Source organism: Kitasatospora sp. NPDC008115 (assembly GCF_042957205.1).
Classification (GTDB): domain Bacteria; phylum Actinomycetota; class Actinomycetes; order Streptomycetales; family Streptomycetaceae; genus Kitasatospora.
The window spans coordinates 289,991-311,860 of the sequence record NZ_JBIBHU010000002.1 but is presented as its reverse complement, the minus strand read 5'-3'; the positions used below and the strand labels follow the sequence as shown (position 1 = coordinate 311,860).

At 74.5% G+C, this 21,870-nt stretch carries 23 protein-coding genes and 1 pseudogene; 9 read left to right on the top strand and 15 right to left on the bottom strand.

Features of this window, described 5'->3' with window-relative positions; genetic code table 11:
* Positions 1–7: 7 nt before the first annotated feature.
* Entirely contained in the window at positions 8–1,213 is a 1,206-nt protein-coding gene (locus ACFZBX_RS03710; RefSeq protein ID WP_391531319.1) for a cytochrome P450, read from the top strand.
* Between the two features lie 91 nt (positions 1,214–1,304).
* Here ACFZBX_RS03710 and ACFZBX_RS03705 read toward each other — a convergent pair.
* A pseudogene (locus ACFZBX_RS03705) lies at positions 1,305–1,564 on the bottom strand (transposase); the annotation flags it as partial.
* Here ACFZBX_RS03705 and ACFZBX_RS03700 point away from each other — a divergent pair.
* Positions 1,497–2,246 (top strand): hypothetical protein, encoded by a 750-nt coding sequence (locus ACFZBX_RS03700; RefSeq protein ID WP_391531459.1) that lies wholly within the window; start codon positions 1,497–1,499, stop codon positions 2,244–2,246. The pseudogene ACFZBX_RS03705 and the gene ACFZBX_RS03700 sit on opposite strands and share 68 nt — an antisense overlap.
* Complete coding sequence (locus ACFZBX_RS03695) at positions 2,237–2,512, top strand: hypothetical protein (RefSeq protein ID WP_391531318.1); 276 nt, start codon at positions 2,237–2,239, stop codon at positions 2,510–2,512. The genes ACFZBX_RS03700 and ACFZBX_RS03695 overlap by 10 nt, the downstream gene beginning before the upstream one ends.
* Positions 2,513–2,549: 37 nt before the next feature.
* Here the strand turns inward: ACFZBX_RS03695 and ACFZBX_RS03690 are convergent, their stop codons facing one another.
* The 9 genes from ACFZBX_RS03690 to ACFZBX_RS03650 all read right to left on the bottom strand — a co-directional run bounded on the left by ACFZBX_RS03690 (position 2,550) and on the right by ACFZBX_RS03650 (position 11,438).
* Complete coding sequence (locus tag ACFZBX_RS03690; RefSeq protein ID WP_391531317.1) at positions 2,550–3,140, bottom strand: S1 RNA-binding domain-containing protein; 591 nt, start codon at positions 3,138–3,140, stop codon at positions 2,550–2,552.
* Positions 3,141–3,612: 472 nt separating this feature from the next.
* Positions 3,613–4,314, bottom strand: coding sequence for a type 1 glutamine amidotransferase domain-containing protein (locus ACFZBX_RS03685; RefSeq protein ID WP_391531316.1), 702 nt, complete (start codon positions 4,312–4,314; stop codon positions 3,613–3,615).
* A 346-nt stretch (positions 4,315–4,660) separates the two neighbouring features.
* On the bottom strand, positions 4,661–5,683 hold the full coding sequence (locus tag ACFZBX_RS03680; RefSeq protein WP_391531315.1) for a class I SAM-dependent methyltransferase: 1,023 nt from the start codon (positions 5,681–5,683) through the stop codon (positions 4,661–4,663).
* Positions 5,680–6,300 carry a cysteine hydrolase family protein gene (locus ACFZBX_RS03675; RefSeq protein WP_391531314.1) on the bottom strand — a complete coding sequence of 207 codons (621 nt, stop codon included), beginning with the start codon at positions 6,298–6,300 and terminating at the stop codon, positions 5,680–5,682. Before ACFZBX_RS03675 ends, ACFZBX_RS03680 begins: the two co-directional genes overlap by 4 nt.
* Positions 6,297–7,517 carry an isocitrate/isopropylmalate family dehydrogenase gene (locus ACFZBX_RS03670; protein WP_391531313.1) on the bottom strand — a complete coding sequence of 407 codons (1,221 nt, stop codon included), beginning with the start codon at positions 7,515–7,517 and terminating at the stop codon, positions 6,297–6,299. The genes ACFZBX_RS03675 and ACFZBX_RS03670 overlap by 4 nt, the downstream gene beginning before the upstream one ends.
* A gap of 61 nt (positions 7,518–7,578) precedes the next feature.
* The gene (locus ACFZBX_RS03665) at positions 7,579–8,112 is read right to left on the bottom strand and encodes an EF-hand domain-containing protein (RefSeq protein ID WP_391531312.1); all 534 of its coding nucleotides are present in this window, start codon (positions 8,110–8,112) and stop codon (positions 7,579–7,581) included.
* Between the two features lie 172 nt (positions 8,113–8,284).
* Positions 8,285–9,148 carry a hypothetical protein gene (locus ACFZBX_RS03660; RefSeq protein ID WP_391531311.1) on the bottom strand — a complete coding sequence of 288 codons (864 nt, stop codon included), beginning with the start codon at positions 9,146–9,148 and terminating at the stop codon, positions 8,285–8,287.
* Positions 9,145–11,055: a GMC family oxidoreductase gene (locus tag ACFZBX_RS03655; protein WP_391531310.1), complete on the bottom strand. Its 1,911-nt coding sequence runs from the start codon at positions 11,053–11,055 to the stop codon at positions 9,145–9,147. Before ACFZBX_RS03655 ends, ACFZBX_RS03660 begins: the two co-directional genes overlap by 4 nt.
* Positions 11,052–11,438: a hypothetical protein gene (locus tag ACFZBX_RS03650; protein ID WP_391531309.1), complete on the bottom strand. Its 387-nt coding sequence runs from the start codon at positions 11,436–11,438 to the stop codon at positions 11,052–11,054. Before ACFZBX_RS03650 ends, ACFZBX_RS03655 begins: the two co-directional genes overlap by 4 nt.
* A 341-nt stretch (positions 11,439–11,779) precedes the next feature.
* Here ACFZBX_RS03650 and ACFZBX_RS03645 point away from each other — a divergent pair, with 341 nt between their 5' ends.
* Entirely contained in the window at positions 11,780–12,580 is an 801-nt protein-coding gene (locus ACFZBX_RS03645) for a DUF4389 domain-containing protein (protein ID WP_391531308.1), read from the top strand.
* Positions 12,581–12,631: 51 nt separating this feature from the next.
* Here ACFZBX_RS03645 and ACFZBX_RS03640 read toward each other — a convergent pair whose 3' ends face one another.
* A complete protein-coding gene (locus ACFZBX_RS03640; protein ID WP_391531448.1) occupies positions 12,632–14,434 on the bottom strand; it encodes a S8 family serine peptidase in 1,803 nt (600 codons plus the stop codon).
* A 223-nt stretch (positions 14,435–14,657) separates the two neighbouring features.
* Positions 14,658–15,536: an MBL fold metallo-hydrolase gene (locus tag ACFZBX_RS03635; RefSeq protein WP_391531307.1), complete on the bottom strand. Its 879-nt coding sequence runs from the start codon at positions 15,534–15,536 to the stop codon at positions 14,658–14,660.
* A 115-nt stretch (positions 15,537–15,651) separates the two neighbouring features.
* Here ACFZBX_RS03635 and ACFZBX_RS03630 point away from each other — a divergent pair, with 115 nt between their 5' ends.
* Positions 15,652–16,089, top strand: a complete 438-nt coding sequence (locus tag ACFZBX_RS03630) for a MarR family winged helix-turn-helix transcriptional regulator (RefSeq protein WP_391531306.1) — start codon at positions 15,652–15,654, stop codon at positions 16,087–16,089.
* 52 nt (positions 16,090–16,141) lie between these two features.
* Here ACFZBX_RS03630 and ACFZBX_RS03625 read toward each other — a convergent pair whose 3' ends face one another.
* Positions 16,142–16,897, bottom strand: coding sequence for a thioesterase II family protein (locus ACFZBX_RS03625; protein WP_391531305.1), 756 nt, complete (start codon positions 16,895–16,897; stop codon positions 16,142–16,144).
* A gap of 76 nt (positions 16,898–16,973) precedes the next feature.
* The gene (locus ACFZBX_RS03620; RefSeq protein ID WP_391531304.1) at positions 16,974–17,627 is read right to left on the bottom strand and encodes an AAA family ATPase; all 654 of its coding nucleotides are present in this window, start codon (positions 17,625–17,627) and stop codon (positions 16,974–16,976) included.
* Positions 17,628–18,178: 551 nt separating this feature from the next.
* Here ACFZBX_RS03620 and ACFZBX_RS03615 point away from each other — a divergent pair.
* The 4 genes from ACFZBX_RS03615 (at position 18,179) to ACFZBX_RS03600 (ending at position 21,239) form a co-directional block, all read left to right on the top strand.
* Positions 18,179–18,364 (top strand): hypothetical protein, encoded by a 186-nt coding sequence (locus ACFZBX_RS03615; protein ID WP_391531303.1) that lies wholly within the window; start codon positions 18,179–18,181, stop codon positions 18,362–18,364.
* Positions 18,365–18,528: 164 nt separating this feature from the next.
* On the top strand, positions 18,529–19,341 hold the full coding sequence (locus ACFZBX_RS03610) for an aldolase (RefSeq protein WP_391531302.1): 813 nt from the start codon (positions 18,529–18,531) through the stop codon (positions 19,339–19,341).
* Position 19,342: 1 nt separating this feature from the next.
* A complete protein-coding gene (locus ACFZBX_RS03605) occupies positions 19,343–20,233 on the top strand; it encodes a dihydrodipicolinate synthase family protein (protein WP_391531301.1) in 891 nt (296 codons plus the stop codon).
* A 94-nt stretch (positions 20,234–20,327) separates the two neighbouring features.
* A complete protein-coding gene (locus ACFZBX_RS03600) occupies positions 20,328–21,239 on the top strand; it encodes a squalene/phytoene synthase family protein (RefSeq protein ID WP_391531300.1) in 912 nt (303 codons plus the stop codon).
* A gap of 20 nt (positions 21,240–21,259) precedes the next feature.
* Here the strand turns inward: ACFZBX_RS03600 and ACFZBX_RS03595 are convergent, their stop codons facing one another.
* Positions 21,260–21,835 carry a helix-turn-helix domain-containing protein gene (locus ACFZBX_RS03595; protein ID WP_391531299.1) on the bottom strand — a complete coding sequence of 192 codons (576 nt, stop codon included), beginning with the start codon at positions 21,833–21,835 and terminating at the stop codon, positions 21,260–21,262.
* Positions 21,836–21,870: the final 35 nt, after the last annotated feature.

Genomic DNA, 21,870 nt, shown 5'->3' with positions numbered 1-21,870 from the left:
CCCCGCCTTGGCCACCGCACCCACCACCCCCGTCCTCCCACTGCCGGCCCGGCACTCCGGCGGCTGTCCGTTCGGCCCGCCGCCCGCGTACCCCGAGGCCGCCGCCACCGGGCCGGTGACCAGAGCCGAGCTGCCCGACGGCGACCTCTGCTGGCTGGTCACCGGCTTCGCCGAGGTCCGCACCGTGCTGTCCGACCGCCGGTTCAGCGCCGACATACGCCACCCGGCCTTCCCGCTGCTGATCGCCGGCGCTCGCGAGCTGATCACCGACAATCCGGACTTCCTGCGGCTGGACGACCCCGAGCACGCCCGCCAGCGCCGCATGATCACCGGGGAATTCCTGGTCAAGCGGGTGGAGGCACTGCGCCCGGAGATCCAGCGGATCGTGGACGGGGCACTGGACCGGATGACCGCGGGCCGGACCGCGGCCGACCTGGTCACCGACTTCGCGCTGCCGGTGCCCTCGCTGGTGATCTGCCTGCTGCTCGGCGTGCCGTACGAGGACCACGACCGCTTCCAGAGCCTGAGCCGCACGATGCTCAGCCAGGAGAGCACCGTGGAGCAGCTCCGGGAGGCCCAGGAAGAGGTCCGGGACTACCTGCGCGACCTGACGGCCCGCAAGCGCGCACAGCCGGAGGACGACGCCCTCAGCCGACTCGCGGCACGGGACGACCTGACCCCCGACGACGTGGCCGGCATGGGCGTGCTGCTGCTGATCGCCGGGCACGAGACGACCGCGAGCATGATCTCGCTGTCGACCGCGCTGCTGCTGGAGCACCCCGAGCAGATCCCCGGCCTGGCCGATCCGGCCACCCTGCCGGGCGCGGTGGAGGAGCTGTTGCGGCTGCTGACCATCGTGCACACCGGCCTGCCCCGGGTGGCGCTGGAGGACGTGGAGCTGGGCGGCGTCACCGTCCGGGCCGGGGAGGGCGTGATGGCGATGCTCTCCACCGCCAACCGGGACGAGGCGGTGTTCGGCGGCGCCGGCCATCGGGCGACGGACGAGCTGGACCTGGACCGGGACGCCCGGCGCCACCTGGCGTTCGGCTTCGGCGTGCACCAGTGCCTGGGCCAGCCGCTGGCCCGCGCCGAACTCCAGATCGCCCTGGAGACGCTGTTCCGCCGGCTGCCGGGGCTGCGGCTGACCGGCGAGCGCGAATTCCGTACCGAGTCGTTTATCTACGGGATGCGGTCACTGCCCGTGACCTGGTGAGCGGGGCCCAATGGAGAACTCTCACTGGAGTGCTGAAGCTTTTGCAAAAGTCCGGGTGCGGGCAGGCCGGTTTCTGCTCTGACCTGCTGGTTCACCGGGTTCGGGCGAGGTTGTGCATGTGGGGCGACGGCCTGCACGGCATGGTGCAGGCCGTCGCCCTTCTGTCGGCAGTCGCGGAGGATCTTGTAGTTCTTCATGCGGGCGAAGGTGTGCTCGACACGGGCGCGCACGCGGCGGTGTTCGGCGTTGTCCTCCTCCTGGGCCCGCAGCAGGGGGGCGGGCGGTGGCGACCACGAGGCGGGTGTCGGCGTCGATGACGGCCTGCACGTTCGCGGAGAACCGGTGGGAGCGGAGAGCGGGCCGGCGGTCGCTGCGCGCAGAGCTGCTGAACTGGCTGGTCTCGTTCGCCGATGTCGCCCGCCTGGACGCCGAGGACGGTGCCGGTGCGCCGCAGGACCTCGCCGCCGCCCGGGCCGTACGGCCGACGCTCCACACCCACGTCGCGGTCTTCTGCGAGGACGACGATCCGCAGGTGAGGGAGGCCGCCATCGCGGCCACCGCCCTGCTGCTGGCCGATCCCACCCTCGCCGCGTCGATCCCGTGCCACGTGCCCGTCGTCCACGATGTGCTGGCCCGGAGTGCGGACTCCTATTACCGGTGGATCGTGCGGGAGCGGCTGGAGAGCTGGGGCGAGGACACCGCAGTCCTCATCACCGAGGAAGAGGAATGCCGCGCGGCCGTGGACCGGGCGCACGCCCTGGCGGACGACCCGTTCGACGAGGGCCAGGAGCAGGCGATCCAATGGCTGGCCGAGCAGCCGGAGGACACCGCTGCCCTGGAATCCCCGGACCGGACGGCACCGGAGCCAGCGGCCCCGCACGAGCCGGCACCCGAACCGCCCACGGCGGCCCAGGGCAGGGCGCCGGGGTATCGGGGCCCGTGGCGGATCGCCGGAGACGACAAGCGCGATGAATGGACGTTCACGCCCTACGTCGGGGTGGGACCGCTGACCGTCTGGAGTGCGTGGCCCTGAACGCGCTCACCGGCCCCCAGGTGCGGCTGGACGGCGTTCCGCTGACCGGCTGCACACCGTCCCAGCTGGAGGACTGGCTCGTGCACCGCACACCGCACGGCCGCCTGAGGTACAGCGTCGCCGCCGACCCGGTCTTTTCCGGCCTCGGTCTTGCGATCCGCTCCCAGCGTGCGGGCGACATCAACCTGACCCGACCGCTGTTCCTGCTGCACAACCGGCTCGACCTCTGGCACTCGCTACCCGGCGAGGAGTGGAGCTCCCGGTAGACCTTGCCCGGGTGCGGCCTGGACCGTGGCAGGGAGCCTACGCCGCGAACGGGCTCTGTCCGGGCCGACCGCAAACCCTCGCCGACAAGCTGATCCGATGCCGTTCGAGGTCGACGGACACGATCCGCACGGCGATCTCCCGGCCTTCGTGGACGGACTGCTCGGCATCCCCCGCAGGTGCGTCGGAAAGCTCAGCGCGCGGAATGAGTCCTTCGACGCAGTGGGCGATGCGGACGAACGCTCCGATCGGCACGATCCCGGTGACGCGTCCGGTGACGACCTGGCCGATACGGTCGGCGAAGGCGGGTAGCGGGTCCTCGTGGTGGGCCCACGTGGCGAGCGTGACCCCGACCTGGTGGTTGTGATCGGCATGCCAGATCACGTCGCCGGTGACACGCCGGCCGACCGCGGGCAGGTCCAGGCATCTGGGCATGGCGTCGACCCTGGCGAGGCCGACGGCATCGGGCCGGCTGTCGATCGCGAGGAAGACACCGAAGGGCTGCCGTCCGACGACCTCGCCTGTGATCCGGGTCCCGATGGGCAGGGCTCGGACGGTTTCGGTCCAGGCTGCGCGGGCGATGGCCGCTCGGTCCTGATGGTTCTCCCAGGGCCAGGAGTACTCACTCATGTGCTGATCATGGCAGCCGAGAGCCCCGTCCGGGCCGGTTCGCACGCCACGGGCGGCGAAGAGCCAGGATGCGGGGTGCCGCCCCTTCGCCCATTCCTCCCAACAGGAGCATGGAAGGGCGCCGAACGAGAGCCCACCAACCCCGGCAACGGAGACGGAAACGCGGTGCCCCCGGCGCCTGCCACGATGGGCTCGCTGCTCCTTGACACCTCACCATGCTTTTGGCGGCGCAGCAGCAGGTGGAGGGCGGTGGTGTGGTGGGTGATCCAGGTGCCGTGGTTGCGTTCGCGCAGGTACCAGGGCCAGAAGGCGTGGACGAGGTGGGGCACGAGGGTGGGGTGGTCGGCGGCGAGGGCGAGGTGGGCGTCGAGGTGGGGGCCGCGGTGGTGAGGAGTTCGGCGGTGTGCGGGGAGTCCCCGCGCGGCCGGAAGGCGGCGTCCAGGAGCTGCTCCGGGCGGTCGGCGCCGGCGCGTCAGCCAGCCAGCCTCTTCAGCAGTTCGGCGGCGAGCGGGGCGGCGGAGGCCGGGTTCTGGCCGGTGACCAGGTTGCGGTCGACGACCACGTGCGGGGCCCAGGGCTCGCCGACCTGGACGTCGACACCGGCCTCGACGAGGCGGGTCTCCAGCAGCCACTCGGCCTTCGCGGCGAGGCCGGCCTGGGTCTCCTCGTCATTGGTGAAGGCCGCGACCCGGTAGCCCTTGAAGGCGTTGCCGCCGTCCTCCTCGACCGCGGCCAGCAGCGCGGCCGGGCCGTGGCAGACCACGCCGAGCGGCTTGCCGGACTTCAGCGCCCGGACCAGCAGGCGGCCGGAGTCGGCGTTGACGGCCAGGTCCTCCATCGGGCCGTGGCCGCCGGGGTAGAAGACGGCGTCGTAGTCGTCCAGGCGCACGTCCTCCAACGCGATCGGGCTCTTGAGCTCCTCGGCGCCGGCCAGCACCTCCGCGACCCGCCGCGCGCCCTCCTCCCCGCCGTTGAACTCGGGGGCGAGGCTGGCGGTGTCGACGGTCGGCACCACACCGCCCGGGGTGGCCACGGTCACGGTGTGGCCGGCCGCCTTGAACGCCTCGTACGGCGCGGCGGCCTCCTCGGCCCAGAAACCGGTCGGGTGCAGGGTGCCGTCGGCGAGCGTCCAGTGGTCGGCGCCGGTCATCACGAAAAGGATCTTCTTCGACATCGGGGGTCTCCGGGTCTTCGCTCGGCAGTTCGACGGCCGCTTCGACGCGTCGGTCGGCCCGCGCCTGCGGGGCGTCCACCGTGCACCTCCTGACGAAGCACACCCCGGAACGTCAACGCGGCCGACGCCCTCGACGGTAGGCCCGCCCGACGGCGGGCACCAATCGGAAAGCCGATGCCGGACGTCGGCCCGAGGACCCGCCGATCAACACCGCGCACGTGGTGCGGCGCCCGGGCCCGTCCGCCAACCCGCACGTCGCGCTGGTCCGCGAACGGGTGCCGCCGGCGGCACGGACCTGGTGACGTCCCGTCGGCGGGACCGGACGTCCGGCCGGCGGGGGCCCGGGTCAGAGCGGGGCCGGCCCCGGGCGGCGCGGGCCTGGCAGCGGCCCGCGCGAGGCGAAGCACCAGCGGTTGGCGGCGAGCGCGTCGTCCGGCTCGGGGCGCGGGCCGCGGCCGTAGTGGCGGGTGAACTCGAACGGGGTGTGGGTGACGGTGGCCCAGCCCCGGGCGGCCAGGTCGGCGGCGGTGTCGGGCCGGGGCTCCTCGTCGAACAGCACCAGCAGGTCGATGCCGAGCCGGTCGCGGGCCGCGAGGTAGACGGGGTTGCGGCGCACGGCGGCGGGCTCCATGCCGAGCTTCACCTCGTAGGCCAGGCTGCTGCCGGCCGCGCTCAACCGGTCCACGGTGGCGATCAGGCGCCGCTCGGCGGCGGCCGGCAGGTAGAGCAGCAGGCCCTCGGCGAGCCAGGCGGTCGGCTCGCCCGGGCGGAAACCGGCAGCGGTCAGGGCGGCGGCCCAGTCCAGGCGCAGGTCGCAGGCGACCGGCACCCGCCGGGCCGTCGGCCGCGCGCCGACCCGGTCCAGGACCTGCTGCTTGAACCCGAGCACCCGGGCCCGGTCGAGCTCGAAGACGGTCGTGCCTGGCGGCCAGTCCAGCCGGTGGGCCCGCGCGTCCAGCCCGGCCCCGAGCAGCACCACCTGGCGGGCGCCGAGCTGGGCGGCCCGCAGCAGGTGGTCGTCCAGGGCCCTGGTCCGCAGCGCGAAGTAGCCGCCGAGCCGCCCCCACAGCGGGTCGTCCGCGCCGTCCGCGCCCCGCGGGACGTCCCGGGGGTGGACCGGCCAGTGCGCGGAGGCGCGGGCGGCGCGGACGAAGTGCTCGGCGAGCGGGTCGCGGGCCAGCGCGTCGGGGCGACGGCTCTCGATCGCGCGGGCGGCGGCGACCAGCAGCGCGGTCAGTCCGACGCCCTCGTCGACGCCGGAGCCGCCGGAGCCGCCGCAGGGGGCGGCAAGGGCCACCCCGGTGGCGGCTCCGATGGTGGCACCGGTGGTGGCACCGGTGCCGGCGGGGGCGGCCGCGGCGGGGGTCATGGGCGCTCCAGTTGCTCGGGGTGCCGTGTCCAGACGGCGGGTCGGTCGTGGGTGGTGACGCGGGCGCCGTAGACACGGCCCATGAAGCTCAGGACCTCCTCGTCCGGGTAGTGCAGGGCGGCGGTGCAGTCCCGGAGCAGCGTCACATGGAGGCCCTTCTGGAAGGCGGTGCGCGCGGTGCTGTCCACGCAGACGTCGGCGAACACGCCCGCGAACGCCAGGTGCCCGATCCCGCGCCCGGTGAGGTACGGGCCGAAGCCCTCGCCGAGGAAGGCGTCGAAGCAGGCGTACTTGGTGAACACCGCCTCGCCGGGCTCCGGCGCCACGCCGTGGAACTCGGCGCCCCAGCTCCCGTCGAGGCACTTGGGGGGCTTGCCGAGCACGGCGTCCCGGTGGCGCCAGGCGGCGCCCTGGTGCTCGGGGTCGCCGAGGAAGCGGACGAAGAGCACCTCGGTGCCGTGCGCCCGCGCCGTCTCGACGGCCCGGGCGGCGTTGGCCGCCACGACGGTGAGCCGCTCCGGGTCCCCCGGGTAGCGGGCCGCGGCGACGGGGCCGGCGCAGAAGTCGTTCTGCAGGTCGACCACGACCAGCGCCGTCCGGTCCGGCACGGCGCTCACGGCCGGTCCGCGAGGACGGCCACGGGCGGCGGACCACCGACGGGCAGCGTTCCGGCGTCAGGCAGCGCACCACCGGCGGGCTGCGCATCACCGACGGGCTGCGCATCACTGGCGGCCTGCGCGTCACCGGCGGGGCGCGGCCCGCCGATCGGCAGCGGGCCGGCCGCGGCCGCCCGCGCCGTCAGGGCGTCGAGCACGGCGTCGACCACGGCGGTGGTGGAGTGCCGTCCGCCGAGGTCGGGTGTCCGCACGCCCCGCTGCTCGGCGGCGGCCAGGGCGGCCTCGACGGCGGCCACCGCGCCCGGGCAGCCCGCGTGCCGCTCGGCGATCGCCGCGGCGGCGCGCAGGGTGGCGACGGGGTTGACGGTGTCCTTGCCCGCGAGGTCGTCGGCGGAGCCGTGCACGGTCTGGTACTCCACCAACTCCCGCAGCTCCGGGTGCAGGTGGACGTTCTCGGTGTAGCGGCTCTCCTGCCGCTCGCCGCCGAAACGGTCCAGCAGGACGACGTGCATGATGTCGGCCCACTCGTTGCCCGCCACGACGACCGTCCGGTCGCCGAGGCCGTGGGTGATCAGGTTGCGGTTGACCGTGTCGGGCTGGAACAGCCGGACCTCGACGCCGAGCCCGCGCGCGATCTCGCCCACCCAGTCGTCCAGGGCGCCGTCCAGCAGGTGGAACTTGTAGGCCATCACCACCCGGGCGGGTCCGCCGTCGGGCCACAGCCGCCGGGCGCGCCGGACGGCGAAGTCGAGCACCTTGCCGGTGATCTCCCGGCTGAACTCCATGGTGCGGGTGACCACGCCCGGGGCGTGCCGGTTCTCTCCGGTGTAGAAGCCCTGGGCCTGGTCCCTGACCAGCAGCAGCGAACCGTCCCCGGCGGCGATCGGCTCGACCTTGACGGCCTGGAGGCGCCGGCGGACCAGGTAGAGCGACTGGGCGTTGACGGCCGTGCGGAAGACGGCCGTCGTGCCGAGCCGCGCGCGTTCGCGGCAGAACCGCTCGTAGTGGCGGGCGTCCTCCTCGGTCAGCGCGCGGATCCGCTCGACGTCGCCCACCTCCTCACGGAGCGAGACGTACGAGTGGTAGGTCCGCGGGGATCTGACGATCTCGACCCCGGTGCCGTACAGGGCCGCTATCCGGTGCAGGACCCGTTCGAAGACGGCCGCGAGCTCCGCGCCCGTTCCACGTCCCACGGCGAGTCCGACTGCTGGTTTCACACTGCTCCTCGGCTGGTCGTCGACTGGTCCGGAAACGGGCGGGGTGCCGCTGCCGGACGGATCAGGTGGCCGGGGTGCCCACCAGGTGGTCCCCCGGGATGCCGGCCTTGTCCGGCGCGTAGTAGTCACGGATGCCCTCCGCCCAGGTGGCCACCGCGATCCGGTCGTCGGCGGTCGGCTCGAAGGCGTCGAAGAGGGCGTCGATATTGGCGTGCCCGAAGCCGATCGCGGTCATCAGGGCGCTGAACAGCGGGCGTTCGACCAGGCCGTCGCCGTCCGGGTCGCCCAGGGCTGCCAGGGCGTCGGCGAACTGCCCGATCGTCGGGCCGAAGCGCTCGGGCGTCAGGACGAAGCCGCGGAACTCCTCCCGGGTGACCACGCCGTCGCCGTTGGCGTCCAACTCCGTCTCCAGAGTCACCCAGTAGCGCCGGAACGCGGCGCGGATGGCGTCCTTGTCCGCCTCGTCCGAATCGACCGCGGCCTCGACCACGCGCTTGGACATCAGGTCGAAGTCCCCGATGTCGATCACACCGTTGCCGTTGGCGTCGAACAGGCCGAAGACGAGATCGATCCGCTGGGTGGCCTCGGTCCGCATGTGCCGCTCCTTCTCTCCGTATCTCCGTACGTCGGGACACTCGGTGCCCGATCGGTCTCCCACTATCGGCGAGCGGCGGCGGGGCGGACGACCCGCCGCCGCCTGCTTCACCTGATGGAATGAATTTCAACCGCTCGCCCGCCAGTTGGCGCGACAGCGGGCCGGTTCCGGGTCAGCGGACGTAGTACGGGCGGTGGTGCGCGGCGACCGGGGCGGACTGGTAGGTCCACACCCCGGCGGCGGGCGCGCCGCCGACCAGCCGGGCGAGGTCGGTCGCGGCCTGCCGGCTGCGGTCCCCCGGCTCCGGGCCCGGCCGACCGAGGGTGAGCCGGATCCGGTCGGCGGTGCGGGTGTCGAGCGGGTGGAAGCGGTAGGGCTGGTGGACGGTCAGCGGACCGGCCAGCAGCCGCCCTTCCGGGTCGGTGCCGTAGCCGGTGACCGGAGTGTTGACGACCGGCTCGCCGTCGAGTCCGGCGAGGTCCGCCTCGACGGCGAAGAGTTCCTCGTCGTACCGCCGCAGGCCGTCCGGCCCGAGGCCGGCCCGGTGGCAGACGAAGGACCAGCGGTCGTGCACGGCGGCCGCGTTGAGCGAGGGCAGGACGGCGGTGAACCAGCCCGGGTGCTTGGGTTCGGCGTAGAGGACGGTGCCCGCGTCGATGGCGAGCGGGTTGTCGCAGAGCACGTGGAGGCGGGCGATGCCGAGCAGCCTGGTCTGGTCGTGGCCCCGGGCGTACTGGCCGTAGTCGACGGCCGGGAGCCGGTCGGCGGCGGACGCCGGGTGGGCGATGACGTTGATCTCCACCTCCTCGGTGATGCCGCCGCCGGTCGGGTACTGGGCGAAGTAGAGCTGGTAGTTGAGCGAGACGCAGGCCAGGCCGCCGAAGTCGGCGGCGGCCAGCGCGGGATGGCGTTCGGCGAGCAGCACCCGCACCGGTCCGGGCTCGACCAGGAAGTCCACGCCGATGTTGTGCAGGGCACCGTAGTGGAAGGGAAGGTAGTACGGCTCCGGCACGGGCGGCAGCGGCAGACCGGTCATGAGGGCTCCCTGGACGGGTTCGGGGACAGGGACGGGTTCGGGGACGGGGTTGCGGGCGGGGACGGGGGCGGGGGCGTGGTCGGGGCGGAGGGCGCGAGGACGGGGCGCGCGAGGACGGCCGCCCGGTGCAACGCCGTGAGCTCGCGGTGGATGCGGTCGGCGCTGCGCAGGGCGAGCGCCGCCATGGTGAGCGAGGGGTTGGAGGTGCCGAGGGAGGGCATCGAGCCGCAGCCGACGGCGTAGAGGTTGGGATGGTCCCAGCAGCGCTGCCACTGGTCGACCACGGAGTCCCCCGGCGCGTCGCCCATCACATGGGTGCCGCCGGCGTGGCCTGCGCCCCGGTAGGCGTAGGCCCGGCCCAGGTGTTCGAGGCGCCCGGGCCAGCCGGGGCCGGCCTCGTAGCGGGTGTGGTCCTCGGCGCCGAGCAGGGCGAACAGCTGGTCGGAGACGGCCCGGGCGGAGGCCATGCCGTGCCGGACGTAGGCCGACAGGTCGTAGTGCAGCGCGGGGCGCGGCAGTCCGAGCGGGTCGCGGCGGGTGTGGTCGAGGGTGACCCGGTTGGCCGGGTCGGCGGGCTGCTCCAGCTCGAACTGGAGCGAGAACTGACGGCCGAGCCGGTCGCCGAGGCGTTCGCGGAGCTCCTTGCCGCGCAGCCCGGCGCGCAGCAGCCCCGCGGTCTCGGCCTGGGGCGGCCGGCCGGCCCAGGACCAGCCCCAGTTGCCGATCTCGATCCGGAAGGGGGCCCGGCGGGCGCGGCCGGGGCCGAACCGGAAGGCCTCCAGACCGCTGGTGGAGCCCGGTCCCCGGTAGGGGCCGGTCGGTTGCGGCAGCAGGCCCCAGGTGAGCAGCGCCGGGTGGTCCATCAGGTTGCGGCCGACCCGGTCGCCGCGGTTGGCGAGGCCGGAGAGGAGGAGCAGCCGGGCGTTCTCGATGGCGTGGGCGGCGAGCACGACCAGGTCGGCGCGGACCCGGTGGACGGTGCCGCCGGTGTGGTACTCGACGCCGGTGGCGCGGCCGGTGGCGGCGTCGACGAGGACCCGGCTCACCACCGCGTCGGTGCGCAGCCGTACGCCGGGCGCCCAGCGGGCCTGGGTCCGCAGCGGGGTGTACTTGGCGCCGGTGGGGCAGACCGGGACGCAGTTGGCGGCGCCCTGGCAGAGCGGGCCGGTCGGGTGGGCGGGTACGGCGCCGGGGGCGCCCGGGGTGGGCGGCGCGTTGCGGGCGTGCGGGGTGGTGCTGACGGTGAGCCGGGCGTCCCGGTCGGCGGCCGGGTCGCGGGCGGTCCGGCCGTCGAGGGCGCGGGCGAGTGTGCGGTCGAGGTGGCTCGCGGGGACGGGGCGCATCGGGAAGGCGTAGTCGTCGGGGATGGGCAGGCCGACGTCGTGGCGCTGCTGGTCGGCGTCGGCGGCGACGCCGAGCTCCTGTTCGGCCTGCCGGTAGTACGGTTCGAGGTCGTGGTAGCCGATCGGCCAGTTGCGGCCGTGGCCGAGGTCGGCGGTGCGGAAGTCCTCGGGGTGCATGCGCGGGGTGAGGCCGGTCCAGAGCAGTCCGGTGCCGCCGTTGGCGCGCAGGTAGCCGCTGGCGTAGGGCAGCGGGCCGCGCTGGACGAGGTGGCCGCCGGCGGTGAAGCCGCCGTCGGGCAGGCCGGTGAGGTCGTCGACGTCCGGGGAGGGGGCGTCCGCGCTGCGCGGGTAGGGCGAGGTGGGGGTGCCGCCGCCGGCGGCCCGGTACGCGGTGGTGGTCGTGGCGGCGCCGGGGACGGCGTGGCCGGCTTCCAGGACGAGTACGCGGTGGCCGTGGGCGCCGAGGCGATGGGCGACCAGGGTGCCGGCGAGGCCCGCGCCGACCACGATCACGTCCCAGGGGCGGTCGCCGTCCTCGGGGTGGCGTTCCGGCGGCCGGTTCATCGGTCGCCTCCGCCGTGCGGGGCGTCGGCCCAGCTGCCGTGGCCGGGGGCGGCGCTGCCGGGGGCGGCGCCGTCGAAGGTGCGCCACATCAGACCGCGGTCGTGGGCGCGGGGCGAGGAGGGCGGTTCGTCCGGCCAGGCGCCGACGTACCAGAGGTGGAGCAGGTCGTGTTCGTCGCGGACGCGGTGGGCGAGGAGGGTGCGGTGGTGTTCGTGTGCCATGCCGGTGTCGCGCAGTTCCGTCTCGTCGAAGCCGGTGAGGTCGGCGGAGAGCCGCAGGAAGGCGCCGAAGTCGGAGAGCTCTCCGAGGTCTGCGCCGCCCGGCGCGGGCGGGCCGTCCCCGTCGGAAGGGTCGGGCAGGTGGTCGTCGTCGATCGCCGGCAATCCGGCACCCCCTCGGTCAATGCGCCCCGAACATGACAGGCGATCGGGTGGAGACCCGGTCGTCCTCGGAGCGATGCTGCCTCGCCGACCGCCTCCGATGGGGTTTCGACCGGAATCGTTCGAACCTGCTCGCCCGATGTCCGTCACGCCACTGTTTGGCAGCCACCCGCTTGTCGGATCGGATGTCGAAATGACCGGAGCGGACAGGCCGTGGCGCCGCCGAACGGAGCAGTGCAGCGCGCGCGCACCGGAGCGGGGCTGCGATCTTCGGAGCACGCGCGGCTTCAGCACGCGCGGCCCCGTCGCGCCGTCCGCCCGGTGCCGAGACCTGGAGGCCCCCGATGTGGCAGGCTCCCCCCACCGCCGCCCCCGACCAGCGCGAGTGGCTGCCCCCGCTCGACCTGCCCGCCCCCGGACCGCAGAACCGGCTGACCGTGCTGGTGCGGGTCCTGCTGCTGATCCCGCAGTTCATCGTGACCTGGGTGCTGTCGGTGGTGGCCTTCTTCGTGGCGGTCATCGGCTGGTTCGGCGCGCTGGTGCTGGGCCGCCTGCCGGGATTCGCCGCCGACTACCTCTCGGCGTACCTGCCGTACGAGACCAGGGTGAGCAGCTACCTCATGCTCACCCACGACCGCTATCCGCCGTTCGCCTTCCGCGCCCCCGACTACCCGGCCCAGGTGGGGCTGCGGCCGGGCGAGCTCAACCGCCTCGCGGTGCTGTTCCGGCTGATCCTGGTCATCCCGGCGGCCATCGTCCAGGGGCTGCTCTTCGCCGGCTGGTGGGTGGTCGGCTGGATCAGCTGGCTGGTGGTGCTGATCCTCGGGCGGATGCCGCAGCCGCTGTTCGAGGCGACGGCGGCCGTCCTGCGCTACCGCATGCGCTACCTGGCCTACCTGCTGATGCTGACCGCCGCCTACCCGAAGCGGCTGTTCGGCGACGAGCCGGGCTCCGAGCCGGGCGGGCCGGTGTCGGCGACCCGCCCGCTGGTCCTGAGCGGCGCGGGGCGCGGACTGCTGGTGGCCTTCCTGGTGCTCGGCCTGCTGTCGGGCGCGACCAGCTCGATCACCGCGAACGTCGACTCGGACGACTACGACGACGGCTACCTCACCGGCCCGCTGGTGCCGGGCCCCCCGGCCGGCTGACGCCCCGCTGTCCTGGTTCCCCGGTAGCCGAACCAGGACAGCGGAGGGCGCCTAGAAGGTGAGGTTCCAGGCGTCGATCCTGCCGACGTCGCCGGAGGCGCCGTCCTTGACCCGCAGCTTCCAGGTGCCGTCGGCCGGGTCGGCGGCGGCGTTCACCAGGTAGGTCTTGGCGACGTCGTCGGCGCTGTCGCCGTTCGGGAAGTCCTCCAGCAGGTGGACCGTGCCGTTCGGGGCGACCAGGGAGAGGACCAGGTCGCCGCGGTAGGTGTGCTTGACGTCGACGCCGACCTTGAGGGTCGCGGGGGCGTTGCCGCCGACGCCGGTGACGGCGAGCGGGCTGTCCACCGTGGCGTTGTCGGTGATCGCCGTGTCGGTCAGGGTCTCGAAGTACTTGCCGGTGGGCGTGGTCGCGCCGCCGACCGCCTTGAGGGCGTCGACCTGGCCCTCGCCGAAGAAGCCGTTGACGGCGGTGGTCCCGGTGCAGCGGCTGTCGGACGCGGGGCAGGCCAGGTCGTTGGCCTGGGCGGCGAGCTTGGCCCGCAGGTCGGCCGGGGTGGACGAGGGGTTGGCGCTCGCGAGCAGCGCCGCGACGCCGGCCACGTGCGGGGAGGCCATCGAGGTGCCGCTCTTGGTGCCGTACCTGCCGCCGGGCAGCGTGGAGTAGACGCCGGTGGCGCCGTCCCCGCCGGGCGCGGCGACGTCGATGACGCCCCGGCCGTAGTTGGAGTAGGAGGCCTTGGCGGTGCCACTGGCCATCGCGGAGACGGTCACCACGCCCGGCAGTTCGGTCGGGATGTCCAGGCAGGCGTTGGTGATGGTCCGGGTGACCTTGGTCGAGTCGTTGGGGCTCTCGCTGTCGGTGGTCTTGTTGGCGAGGTCGTAGTTGGAGTTGCCGGCCGCGGCGACCTGGAGCGAGCCCTTGCCCTCGGCGTACTCCTGGGCGCGGCGGACGCCCTCGATGATGGCCGCCTGGTCCAGGTTGTCCGGGCAGTTGAACTGCCAGGGATCGGTGTAGTAGCTGTTGTTGGTGACCTTGAAGCCGTGGTCGCCCGCCCAGACGAAGCCGCAGACGGTGTTCTCGGCGAAGAACAGCGTGCTGGTCGGCTCGGCTATTCGGACCGAGGCGATCCTGACGGCGGGGGCCACGCCGATGACGCCCTTGCCGTTCTTCGCGGCGGCGATGGTGCCGGCGACGTGGGTGCCGTGGGTGTCCACGTCGCGCCAGGCGCCGGCCCGGGTGTCGGGTTTGCCGTACGCGCAGGAGACCGAATCGGCGGCGTCGAAGTTGGGCGCGAGGTCCTGGTGCTGGTCGTCGACGCCGGTGTCCAGCACGCCGACCTTGACGGTGGGCGAGCCGGTGGAGACGGCCCAGGCCTGGTCGGCCTTGATCTGGGTCATGTCCCAGCGGTTGGTCTCGGTGAGGGTGGTGGCCGACTGTGCGGGGTTGGCCGGCAGCGCCGGGTTGTAGGCGTCGGCCGGGACGTCCGAGGTCCGGGTGGCGCCGACCTGCTGGATGCCGGGCACGGCGCGCAGCGTGGTGGCGAAGGTGCCGGAGGTCGCGTGGGCGACGACGACGCCGATCGCGTCGTAGCTCGCGAAGACGGTGCCGCCGTTGGCGGTCACCGCGGTCCTGGCGGCGGCGATGTCGGCGGGGGCGCTGATCACCAGGTAGGCGCGGGTCCCGGCGGCCCAGCCGGCGGCGGCCTGCGGGGCGCTCGCCGGGGCGGCGGCGACCTGGGCCGGGGCCTGCGGGACGGGCACTGGAGCGGCCGGAACCGTCCCCACCGGGGCGGCGGCGGCGGGAGCGGCGGCGGCCAGGGTCGCGGGGGCCGCCAGGGCCGCGGCGGCGAGCAGGGCGAGCGCGGCGGTGGGGCGGCCGACCCGCAGGGCTATCGGGCGGGGCGTCAGGCGGGGTATCAGGGGTGACACGTGCGTCCTCCGATCGGCCCGTGCTTGAGGGGATCACACGGGGCTTGAACGCAACATGCCAGAACGGCGAGCACTTGGGGAAGGCTTTACGCATGACCTTTTGTCACAAGCGTGTCAACTTTTTTGACGCCCCCCCTGGGCGGGGCGCTCAGGCGTCCACCGGACACCAGGCCGGGCCGTCGCCGCCCGACGCCACCCGGCCGAACACCACGTCGGCGAAGTGCAGGCCGAAGCCGAGTACGTCGGGCTCCGTCAACTCCCGGATCAGCCGGGTGCGGTGGGCCGCGGCCAGGACGGGGTCGTGGTCGACGGCCAACCGCCACTCGGGGTGGACGACCTGGACGGGCGAGTGCATCGCGTCACCGAAGGCGATCAGGCGCCGCCCGCCGCCCTCGATCAGGTACTCCGCGTGCCCGGCGGTGTGGCCGCCGGTGATCCGCACCCGCACCCCGGGGAAGACCTCCTGGCCGTCCGTCACGGTCCGGACGTACGGCGCGAGCGCGGCGGCCTCCTCCGACGGGCCGCCGTCGTCCCGGGCGGCCCACTCGGATGCGGCGACCAGGTGGTCGGCGTGCGCGAAGACGGGCGCACCGCCGTCCGGTGCGGGCCGCCAGGCCCAACCGAGGTGGTCGGGGTGCAGATGGGTGACGGCCACCGCCTCGATCTCCTGCGGCCGGCGCCCGAGTTCGGCCAGGCCCGCGAGGAGCGCGCCCCCGCGGATCACGCTGCCCGGCACGTCCGGAAGGAGCGGCCGCGCCTCGGCCCCGAACCCCGCGTCGATCAGCAGGCAGCGGTCCCCCCGCTCCACCAGCAGCGCGCCGATGCCCAGCACGAGGAGGCCGGAGTCGTCCAGGTACTCGGGACGGGCGGCCCAGAACTCCGCGCCGGCGGCCGGGAACGCGGCGGCCGGCGGGAGCCGCAGTTCGCCGTCCGGCACGTAGGAGACCCGCGTCCCGCCGAGCCACAGCGACCGCAGCACCCCCGGCCGGTGCCACCGCTCCCCCGCCGCACCCGACCGGTCCGCCATGAGCCCTCCCCCGATCCGGGTCCGCCGTCGACCGGGCCAGCCTAGGCTTCCCCGCCTGAAACATTCAAGCTTGAATGGTTCTGGCTTGACGCATCCGGGCGATACGATGGCCGGCATGACGCCGCACCAGGAGCAGCCGGAGGGGCGGACCGTCGCCGAGCGCGCGCTGTGCGGCCTGGTGAACGGGCTCGCCCAGCAGATCGCCGACCACCTGCGCGACCACGCCGCCGCCCTCGGGCTGACGGCGCCGCAGGCGACCGCGCTGCGCGAGCTGACCGGCCCGATGACCATGCGGGAGCTCGCCGGGCGGATGAGCTGCGAGCCCTCCAACGCCACCTTCGTCGTCGACCGGCTGGAGCGGCAGCGCCTGGTCGAACGCCGGCCGCACCCCACCGACCGGCGCGCCCGCCTGCTGGTCCTCACCGCGGAGGGAACCGCCCTGCGCGAGCGGCTGCTCGCCTCGCTCGCCGCGGACTCGCCGCTGGCCGGGCTGCGCCCCGATCAGCGCGGCGCCCTCCAGGAGTTGCTGGAGCAGGCGCTCGGCCGCCCCTGAACCGCGCCGGCGAAGGCGCGGGCGCGGGTGACGCCCGCGCCCACCGGCGCCCTCAGCCCCGCAGGTGGGGCGTCACGACCTCCAGGACCGCGCGGCGCTCAGGGGTCAGGTAGAAGTGACCGCCCGGGAAGACGTGGAGGTCGAAGGCGCCGGTGGTGTGCAGGGCCCAGTCGCGCGCCTGGTCCAGCGTCACCCGCGGGTCGGCATCGCCGGTCAGCGCGGTCACCGGCACCGCGACGCTCTCCTCCCGTCCGGCGACGTACGTCTCGATGGCCTTGTAGTCGGCGCGCAGCGACGGCAGGATCAGCGCCCGCAGGTCCGGGTCGGCCAGCAGCCGCGCGTCGGTGCCGCCGAGCCGGCCCAGCTCGGCGAGCAGCCCGTCGTCCGGCAGCAGGTGCACCGCGGAGTCACGCGGCTCGGACGGCGCCCGGCTGCCCGAGACGCACAGCCGCACCGGTCCGGTCACGCCGTCGCGCTCGAAGCGGCGGGCCACCTCGAAGGCGACCGCCGCGCCCATGCTGTGCCCGAACAGCACGAGCGGCCGGTCGGCCCACGGCCGCAGCTCCGCGTAGACGCGCTCGGCGAGCTCGGGCAGCGAGTCCAGCGGCCCCTCGTCGATCCGGTCCAGCCGGCCGGGGTACTGGACGGCGAGCACATCGGCGTACGGCGACAGCGCGGCCGACCAGTCCCGGAAGAACCCGGCCGAGCCGCCCGCGTGCGGGAACATCACGACCCGGACCGGCGCCGCGTCGAAGGGGTGGAATCGGCGGAACCAGAGGTTGTCGGTGACGGCGGTGCGGCCGGACATGGGGGCACTCCCTCGCGGCTGACGGATCGACGGGATCTTCTCGGGGCACAGTCTCCCCGGCCGACCCGCACCCGCGTCAACCGATCACCGGATGTGCCGCCGCCGGACACCCCCCGAAGCGCGCCTCGGCCGCCCGTGAGCGGGAGGCGCCGTCCAGCAGCAGCACCGACACCGCCTCCGGCACGGGCGTCGCGGCGGCGCCGCGCGCGTGCGCGGTGAGCGCGTGCGCGGTGAGCGCGCCGAGGAGCCGGCCGAGGCCCCGCCGGTGCCGGGCGAAGGCCCGCCGCGACACCCGGCGGCCGCGCGCCCGCTGGCCGGCCAGCGCGGCGGCCTCGCCCACGTCGAGCAGCACCAGGTGCAGTTCCCGCCCCTGCCCGGCGGCCTCGCGGGCCAGCCAGCGGCGCATCCACGCCCGGCTGCCGCAGTCGTGCACCAGCAGCGGCCCGCCCCGGCGCACCGAGCGGCGCAGCAGGCGGAAGTGCTCCAGCCGGGCCCAGGGCCGGTAGACCGCGTACGGCAGGCGGTCCGGCATGACGGCGGCGCAGGCCTCGTGCACCGCGCGCGGGTCGACGGTGGCGACGTGCGGGGCGCGGGCGGACCAGCGGTGCAGCAGGGTGCTCTTGCCGCTGCCGGGAAGTCCGGAGACCATCACGACCGCGTCGCCGGGGTAGTGGGCGGCGAAGGGCGCTCCGTGCTCGCCGCGCAGGTCCACCAGGCCCCGCGGTTCCATCCCCGCTCCCGCCGCCCGGCCCGCGGCCGGTGGGCCCGCCGCCCCCGGCCCATCCGCGATGGCCGACCTGTCCATGCTGCGCTCTCATCCCGTCCGTGTCCGACCCGGAACGATAACAATCCACGCCCGCGCGCTCGCGCTCGGTTCCCGGCTGCGCCGCCGCTCGCAGCGGGCGGCCCCGGCGGGGCCGCGGCGGGGCCTCACCCGAACGGGTGCGTCCGATACCCGCGACCGGGCCGGGCGCCCTAGGGTTGTCGCCGGTTTGTGAGGATGCGTCAATTTCGGGACGGCCGGGGCGCGGTGGGCGGAGGGCTGGACGTGGCGGCGACGTACACCGGGCTGGTGCCGGCGGGGCCGGCACGCGAGCCGACGGGCGCCCGGGGCGCACGGCCCGGCCTGGCGTACGCCGTGCGCGCTTCGACCGCCCGCGCGCACGGCCGTCAGCGCGGCGGTCGCCCGCCGGAACCGCCCGTGGACGCTCGACCCGGCGGGCCGGTCTGCCGATATCACCGGCGGCACTCCCTCGCACCGTCCCTCTGGAGGCACCTTCCGTGACCTGGCTCCGCGTCCTGACCGCCCTGGGCATCCTCGCCGTCGCGGCGAGCGCGCTGCTCGTCTTCGCCCTCTGCACGGCCGCGGCCCGCGGCGACCGCGCCACCCGTGACGCCCCCGGCGGTGACCTGCGTTCGGATGCCGAGCGTTCCGGTCTGATCCGCCGCATGGGCGACGGGAACTGACGTCTCCTCATCTCGCCCTCACCGCCCCCGGAGGGCTCCACCGGGATTCGCCGTCGACAGCAGGACACGAAGTGTCCTATGGTGAACAACGTGTTCACCAGGTCGTCCCTCGCCAGCCCGTGGACACCCGCATGCCGCCCGCCCGGACGAAGGAGAACCACGGCATGGCCGACACCATGACCACCGCCAAGGCGGACCTGGTCGACCTCGCACAACGCAGGATGAGCACCGCCATCCCCGACAACGGCTGGACCATCCGCCAGAAGCTCGCCCTCACCTGCCGGATCCTGTTCGACGCCGGCCACGACTCCGGCCTGGCCGGACAGATCACGGCCCGCGCCGAACGCCCCGGCACGTACTACACCCAGCGGCTCGGACTCGGCTTCGACGAGATCACCGAGGACAACCTGCTGCTGGTGGACGAGGACCTCAACGTCCTCGACGGCGAGGGCATGGCGAACCCCGCCAACCGCTTCCACAGCTGGGTCTACCGGGCCCGCCCCGACGTCGCCTGCATCATCCACACCCACCCGCCGCACATCTCGGCGCTGTCGATGCTCGAAACGCCCCTGGCCGTCTCGCACATGGACCTCACCCCGCTGTACGACGACTGCGCCTTCCTGGAGAGCTGGCCCGGCATCCCGGTCGGCAACGAGGAGGGCGGGATCATCTCCGCCGCGCTCGGCGACAAGCGCGCCCTGCTGCTCGCCCACCACGGGATGCTGGTGGCCACCGGCGGCGTCGAGGAGTCCTGCACCCTCGCCGTGCTCTTCGAGCGGGCCGCCCGGCTCCAACTGCTCGCCTCGGCGGCCGGCCGGATCCAGGAGATACCCGCGGCCCTCGCCCGCGAGGCCCACGACTGGACCTCCACCCCCAAGCGCAGCCAGGCCAACTTCGCCTACTACGTCCGCCGCGCCCTGCGGGCCGGCCACGGCGACGCGCTCGCCACCGTCGCCCGCACCGAGGGAGGTGCCTGAGATGGCCGGACTCGTCCTGGAGGGGATCATCGCCTACCCGGTGACCCCGTTCGCCCCCGGCGAGGCGGGCGGCGTCGACACCGACGCCCTCACCGCCCTCGTCAACCGGCTGGTCGACGCCGGCTGCCACGCCGTCGCCCCGCTCGGCTCCACCGGCGAGAGCGCCTACCTGGACGACGAGGAGTGGTACACCACCGCCGAGACCGCGCTCGCCGCCGTCGCCGGCCGGGTGCCCGCCGTGGTCGGCGTCGCCGACCTCACCACCCGCAACGCCGTACGGCGCGCCCGCTTCGCCGAACGGGCGGGCGCGGACGCGGTGATGGTGCTGCCGCAGTCCTACTGGAAGCTCGACGAACGCGAGGTGGTCCGGCACTTCACCGAGGTCGCCGACGCCGTCTCCGTCCCGGTGATGATCTACAACAACCCGGCCACCAGCGGCATCGACCTCTCCCCCGAGCTGATGGTCTCGCTGGTCCGGCGGGTGGAGAACATCACCATGGTCAAGGAGAGCAGCGGCGACGTGCAGCGGATGCACCGGCTCACCCAGCTCACCGACGGCGCGCTGCCGTTCTACAACGGCAGCAACCCGCTCGCGCTGGAGGCCTTCGCCGCCGGAGCGGCCGGCTGGTGCACCGCCGCACCCTGCCTCATCCCCGGCCCGGTGCTCGAACTCCACCGCGCCGTCCGCGTCGGCGACCTGGACGCCGCCCGCGAGGCCTTCTACCGCCAGCTCCCCGTCCTGGAGTTCATCCTCCGCGGCGGCCTGCCCACCACCGTCAAGGCCGGCCTGGCCCTGCTGGGCCTCGACGCCGGTACCCCGCGCCCCCCGCTGCTGCCCCTCGACGAGTCCGGCACCGCCCGCCTCGCCGAACTGCTCGCCGCCGCGGCCTGAGGCCCCCACCCGCACCGCCCGGGCACCGAATAGGTGTCCGGGCGGTGCGCTGACTAGGCTCGGGCCTTTCGACACGAGAGGAACGGTGGGCCGGGTGGGCAGGTGGGAGCGGGCGCTGGACGCGGCGGGGATCCGGGAGCCCGGGTTGCGGGCCGAGTACGGGCGCCAGCGCGAGCAGGTGACCCGCTACCGGCGGGAGGTCGCGGTGGCGGCCGGACTGCTGCTGCCGGAGCGGACGGTCCCGCACGTGATCACCGCGGCCGCGTTCATGCACCGCACCGACACCCTGCTCGACAGCGGCCCGGTCGCCGGACGGCGGGAGGCGGCCGCCCGGTGGCGGCGGGCGGTCACCGACGGCCTCGCCGCCCGCCGCACCGACGACCCCGGACTGCGCCCGCTGCTCAACAGCGCCACCGCCCACCCCGTGCTGCGCGAACGGGTCCTGGAGTACCTCGCGGCGGCGGACGCCGACCTCGACTTCGCCGGGTTCGGCACCGAGGAGGACTACCAGCGCTACGTGGACGGGTACTCGCTGCCGGGCTTCATGGTCGTCGCCGCGCTGCTCGGCCCGCCCGGCGACCAGAGCGCCTACCGGGCCGCCTGCCGGACCTTCATCGACGGCAGTCAGCGGCTGGACTTCGTCAACGACCTCGCCGAGGACCTCGCGGACGGCCGGCTGACGATCCCCGCCCGGCAGTTGGAGCGGCACGGCGTCACCCGGGCCGATCTGGAGCAGGCCCGCGACCGGCCGGCCGTGCGGGCCCTGCTCGGCGAACTCCTCGACACGGCGGACCGCACCCTGGCCGAGGGCCGGGCCGTCATCGCCCTGGCACCGGAGGCCCACCGGCCGATGGTCCGCTGCGTCGTCGAGGTGGAGACGCTCACCAGCGCCGCCGCGCGCGCCGACCTCGGCGCGCTGCTCCACCGCTCCGCGAGCCCGGCCAAGCCCGCCGCGCTGCGCCTGCTCGCCCGCGAGTACCTGCGGGCCCGCCGCTTCCGCCGCTGAGGCTCGGGCCCGCGCCGGTGTCAGGGCAGCGCGGGGACGCGGTCGCCGGGGCCGGCCGGGTCGTCGTGGATCACCACGAGGATCGCGGCCGGCGCCTCGCCGGTGGAACGGCAGCGGTGCGGCAGGGCGGCGTTGAAGTAGACGCTGTCGCCCGGGGCGAGGGCCACGGTCCGCTCCGGGAACTCCAGTTCGGCGGTGCCCTCGTGGACGAAGAGGAGCTCCTCGCCCGCATGGGACTTGAACGGCGCGTCGGCGGGCTCCAGCGGCGGGTGCATCATGAACGGCACCATCTGCTTGCCGGCCAGCCCGGTGGCGATGCCCTCGTAGCGCGTGCCGCCGGAAGCGGCCCCCGCGGCCATCGGGGTCCGCTCGCCGGCCCGCACCACGGTGACCAGTTCGGGCTCGACCTCGTCCGAGAACAGCCGCCCGACGTCCACCTTCAGCGCGTGCGCGAGCTTGAGCGCGGTGGAGATCGACGGGTCGCTGAGGCCGCGCTCCACCTTGGAGAGATAGCTCTTGGTGACGCCGACCTGCGCCGCCAACGCCTCCAGGCTGAGCCGGTTCTGCTTCCTCAGCACCCTCACCCTGCTGCTCATGGGCCGCCTCTCACCACCTGTCGCCACCGCGGAAC

What these genes read in the sequence shown, in the direction of transcription:
- ACFZBX_RS03690 (WP_391531317.1), bottom strand. Translation starts at nt 3,140, where the DNA reads ATGAGTGAGTACTCCTGGCCCTGGGAGAACCATCAGGACCGAGCGGCC.
- ACFZBX_RS03685 (WP_391531316.1), bottom strand. Translation starts at nt 4,314, where the DNA reads ATGTCGAAGAAGATCCTTTTCGTGATGACCGGCGCCGACCACTGGACG.
- ACFZBX_RS03680 (WP_391531315.1), bottom strand. Translation starts at nt 5,683, where the DNA reads ATGACCCCCGCCGCGGCCGCCCCCGCCGGCACCGGTGCCACCACCGGT.
- ACFZBX_RS03665 (WP_391531312.1), bottom strand. Translation starts at nt 8,112, where the DNA reads ATGCGGACCGAGGCCACCCAGCGGATCGATCTCGTCTTCGGCCTGTTC.
- ACFZBX_RS03660 (WP_391531311.1), bottom strand. Translation starts at nt 9,148, where the DNA reads ATGACCGGTCTGCCGCTGCCGCCCGTGCCGGAGCCGTACTACCTTCCC.
- ACFZBX_RS03655 (WP_391531310.1), bottom strand. Translation starts at nt 11,055, where the DNA reads ATGAACCGGCCGCCGGAACGCCACCCCGAGGACGGCGACCGCCCCTGG.
- ACFZBX_RS03645 (WP_391531308.1), top strand. Translation starts at nt 11,780, where the DNA reads ATGTGGCAGGCTCCCCCCACCGCCGCCCCCGACCAGCGCGAGTGGCTG.
- ACFZBX_RS03635 (WP_391531307.1), bottom strand. Translation starts at nt 15,536, where the DNA reads ATGGCGGACCGGTCGGGTGCGGCGGGGGAGCGGTGGCACCGGCCGGGG.
- ACFZBX_RS03630 (WP_391531306.1), top strand. Translation starts at nt 15,652, where the DNA reads ATGACGCCGCACCAGGAGCAGCCGGAGGGGCGGACCGTCGCCGAGCGC.
- ACFZBX_RS03625 (WP_391531305.1), bottom strand. Translation starts at nt 16,897, where the DNA reads ATGTCCGGCCGCACCGCCGTCACCGACAACCTCTGGTTCCGCCGATTC.
- ACFZBX_RS03620 (WP_391531304.1), bottom strand. Translation starts at nt 17,627, where the DNA reads ATGGAACCGCGGGGCCTGGTGGACCTGCGCGGCGAGCACGGAGCGCCC.
- ACFZBX_RS03610 (WP_391531302.1), top strand. Translation starts at nt 18,529, where the DNA reads ATGGCCGACACCATGACCACCGCCAAGGCGGACCTGGTCGACCTCGCA.
- ACFZBX_RS03605 (WP_391531301.1), top strand. Translation starts at nt 19,343, where the DNA reads ATGGCCGGACTCGTCCTGGAGGGGATCATCGCCTACCCGGTGACCCCG.
- ACFZBX_RS03595 (WP_391531299.1), bottom strand. Translation starts at nt 21,835, where the DNA reads ATGAGCAGCAGGGTGAGGGTGCTGAGGAAGCAGAACCGGCTCAGCCTG.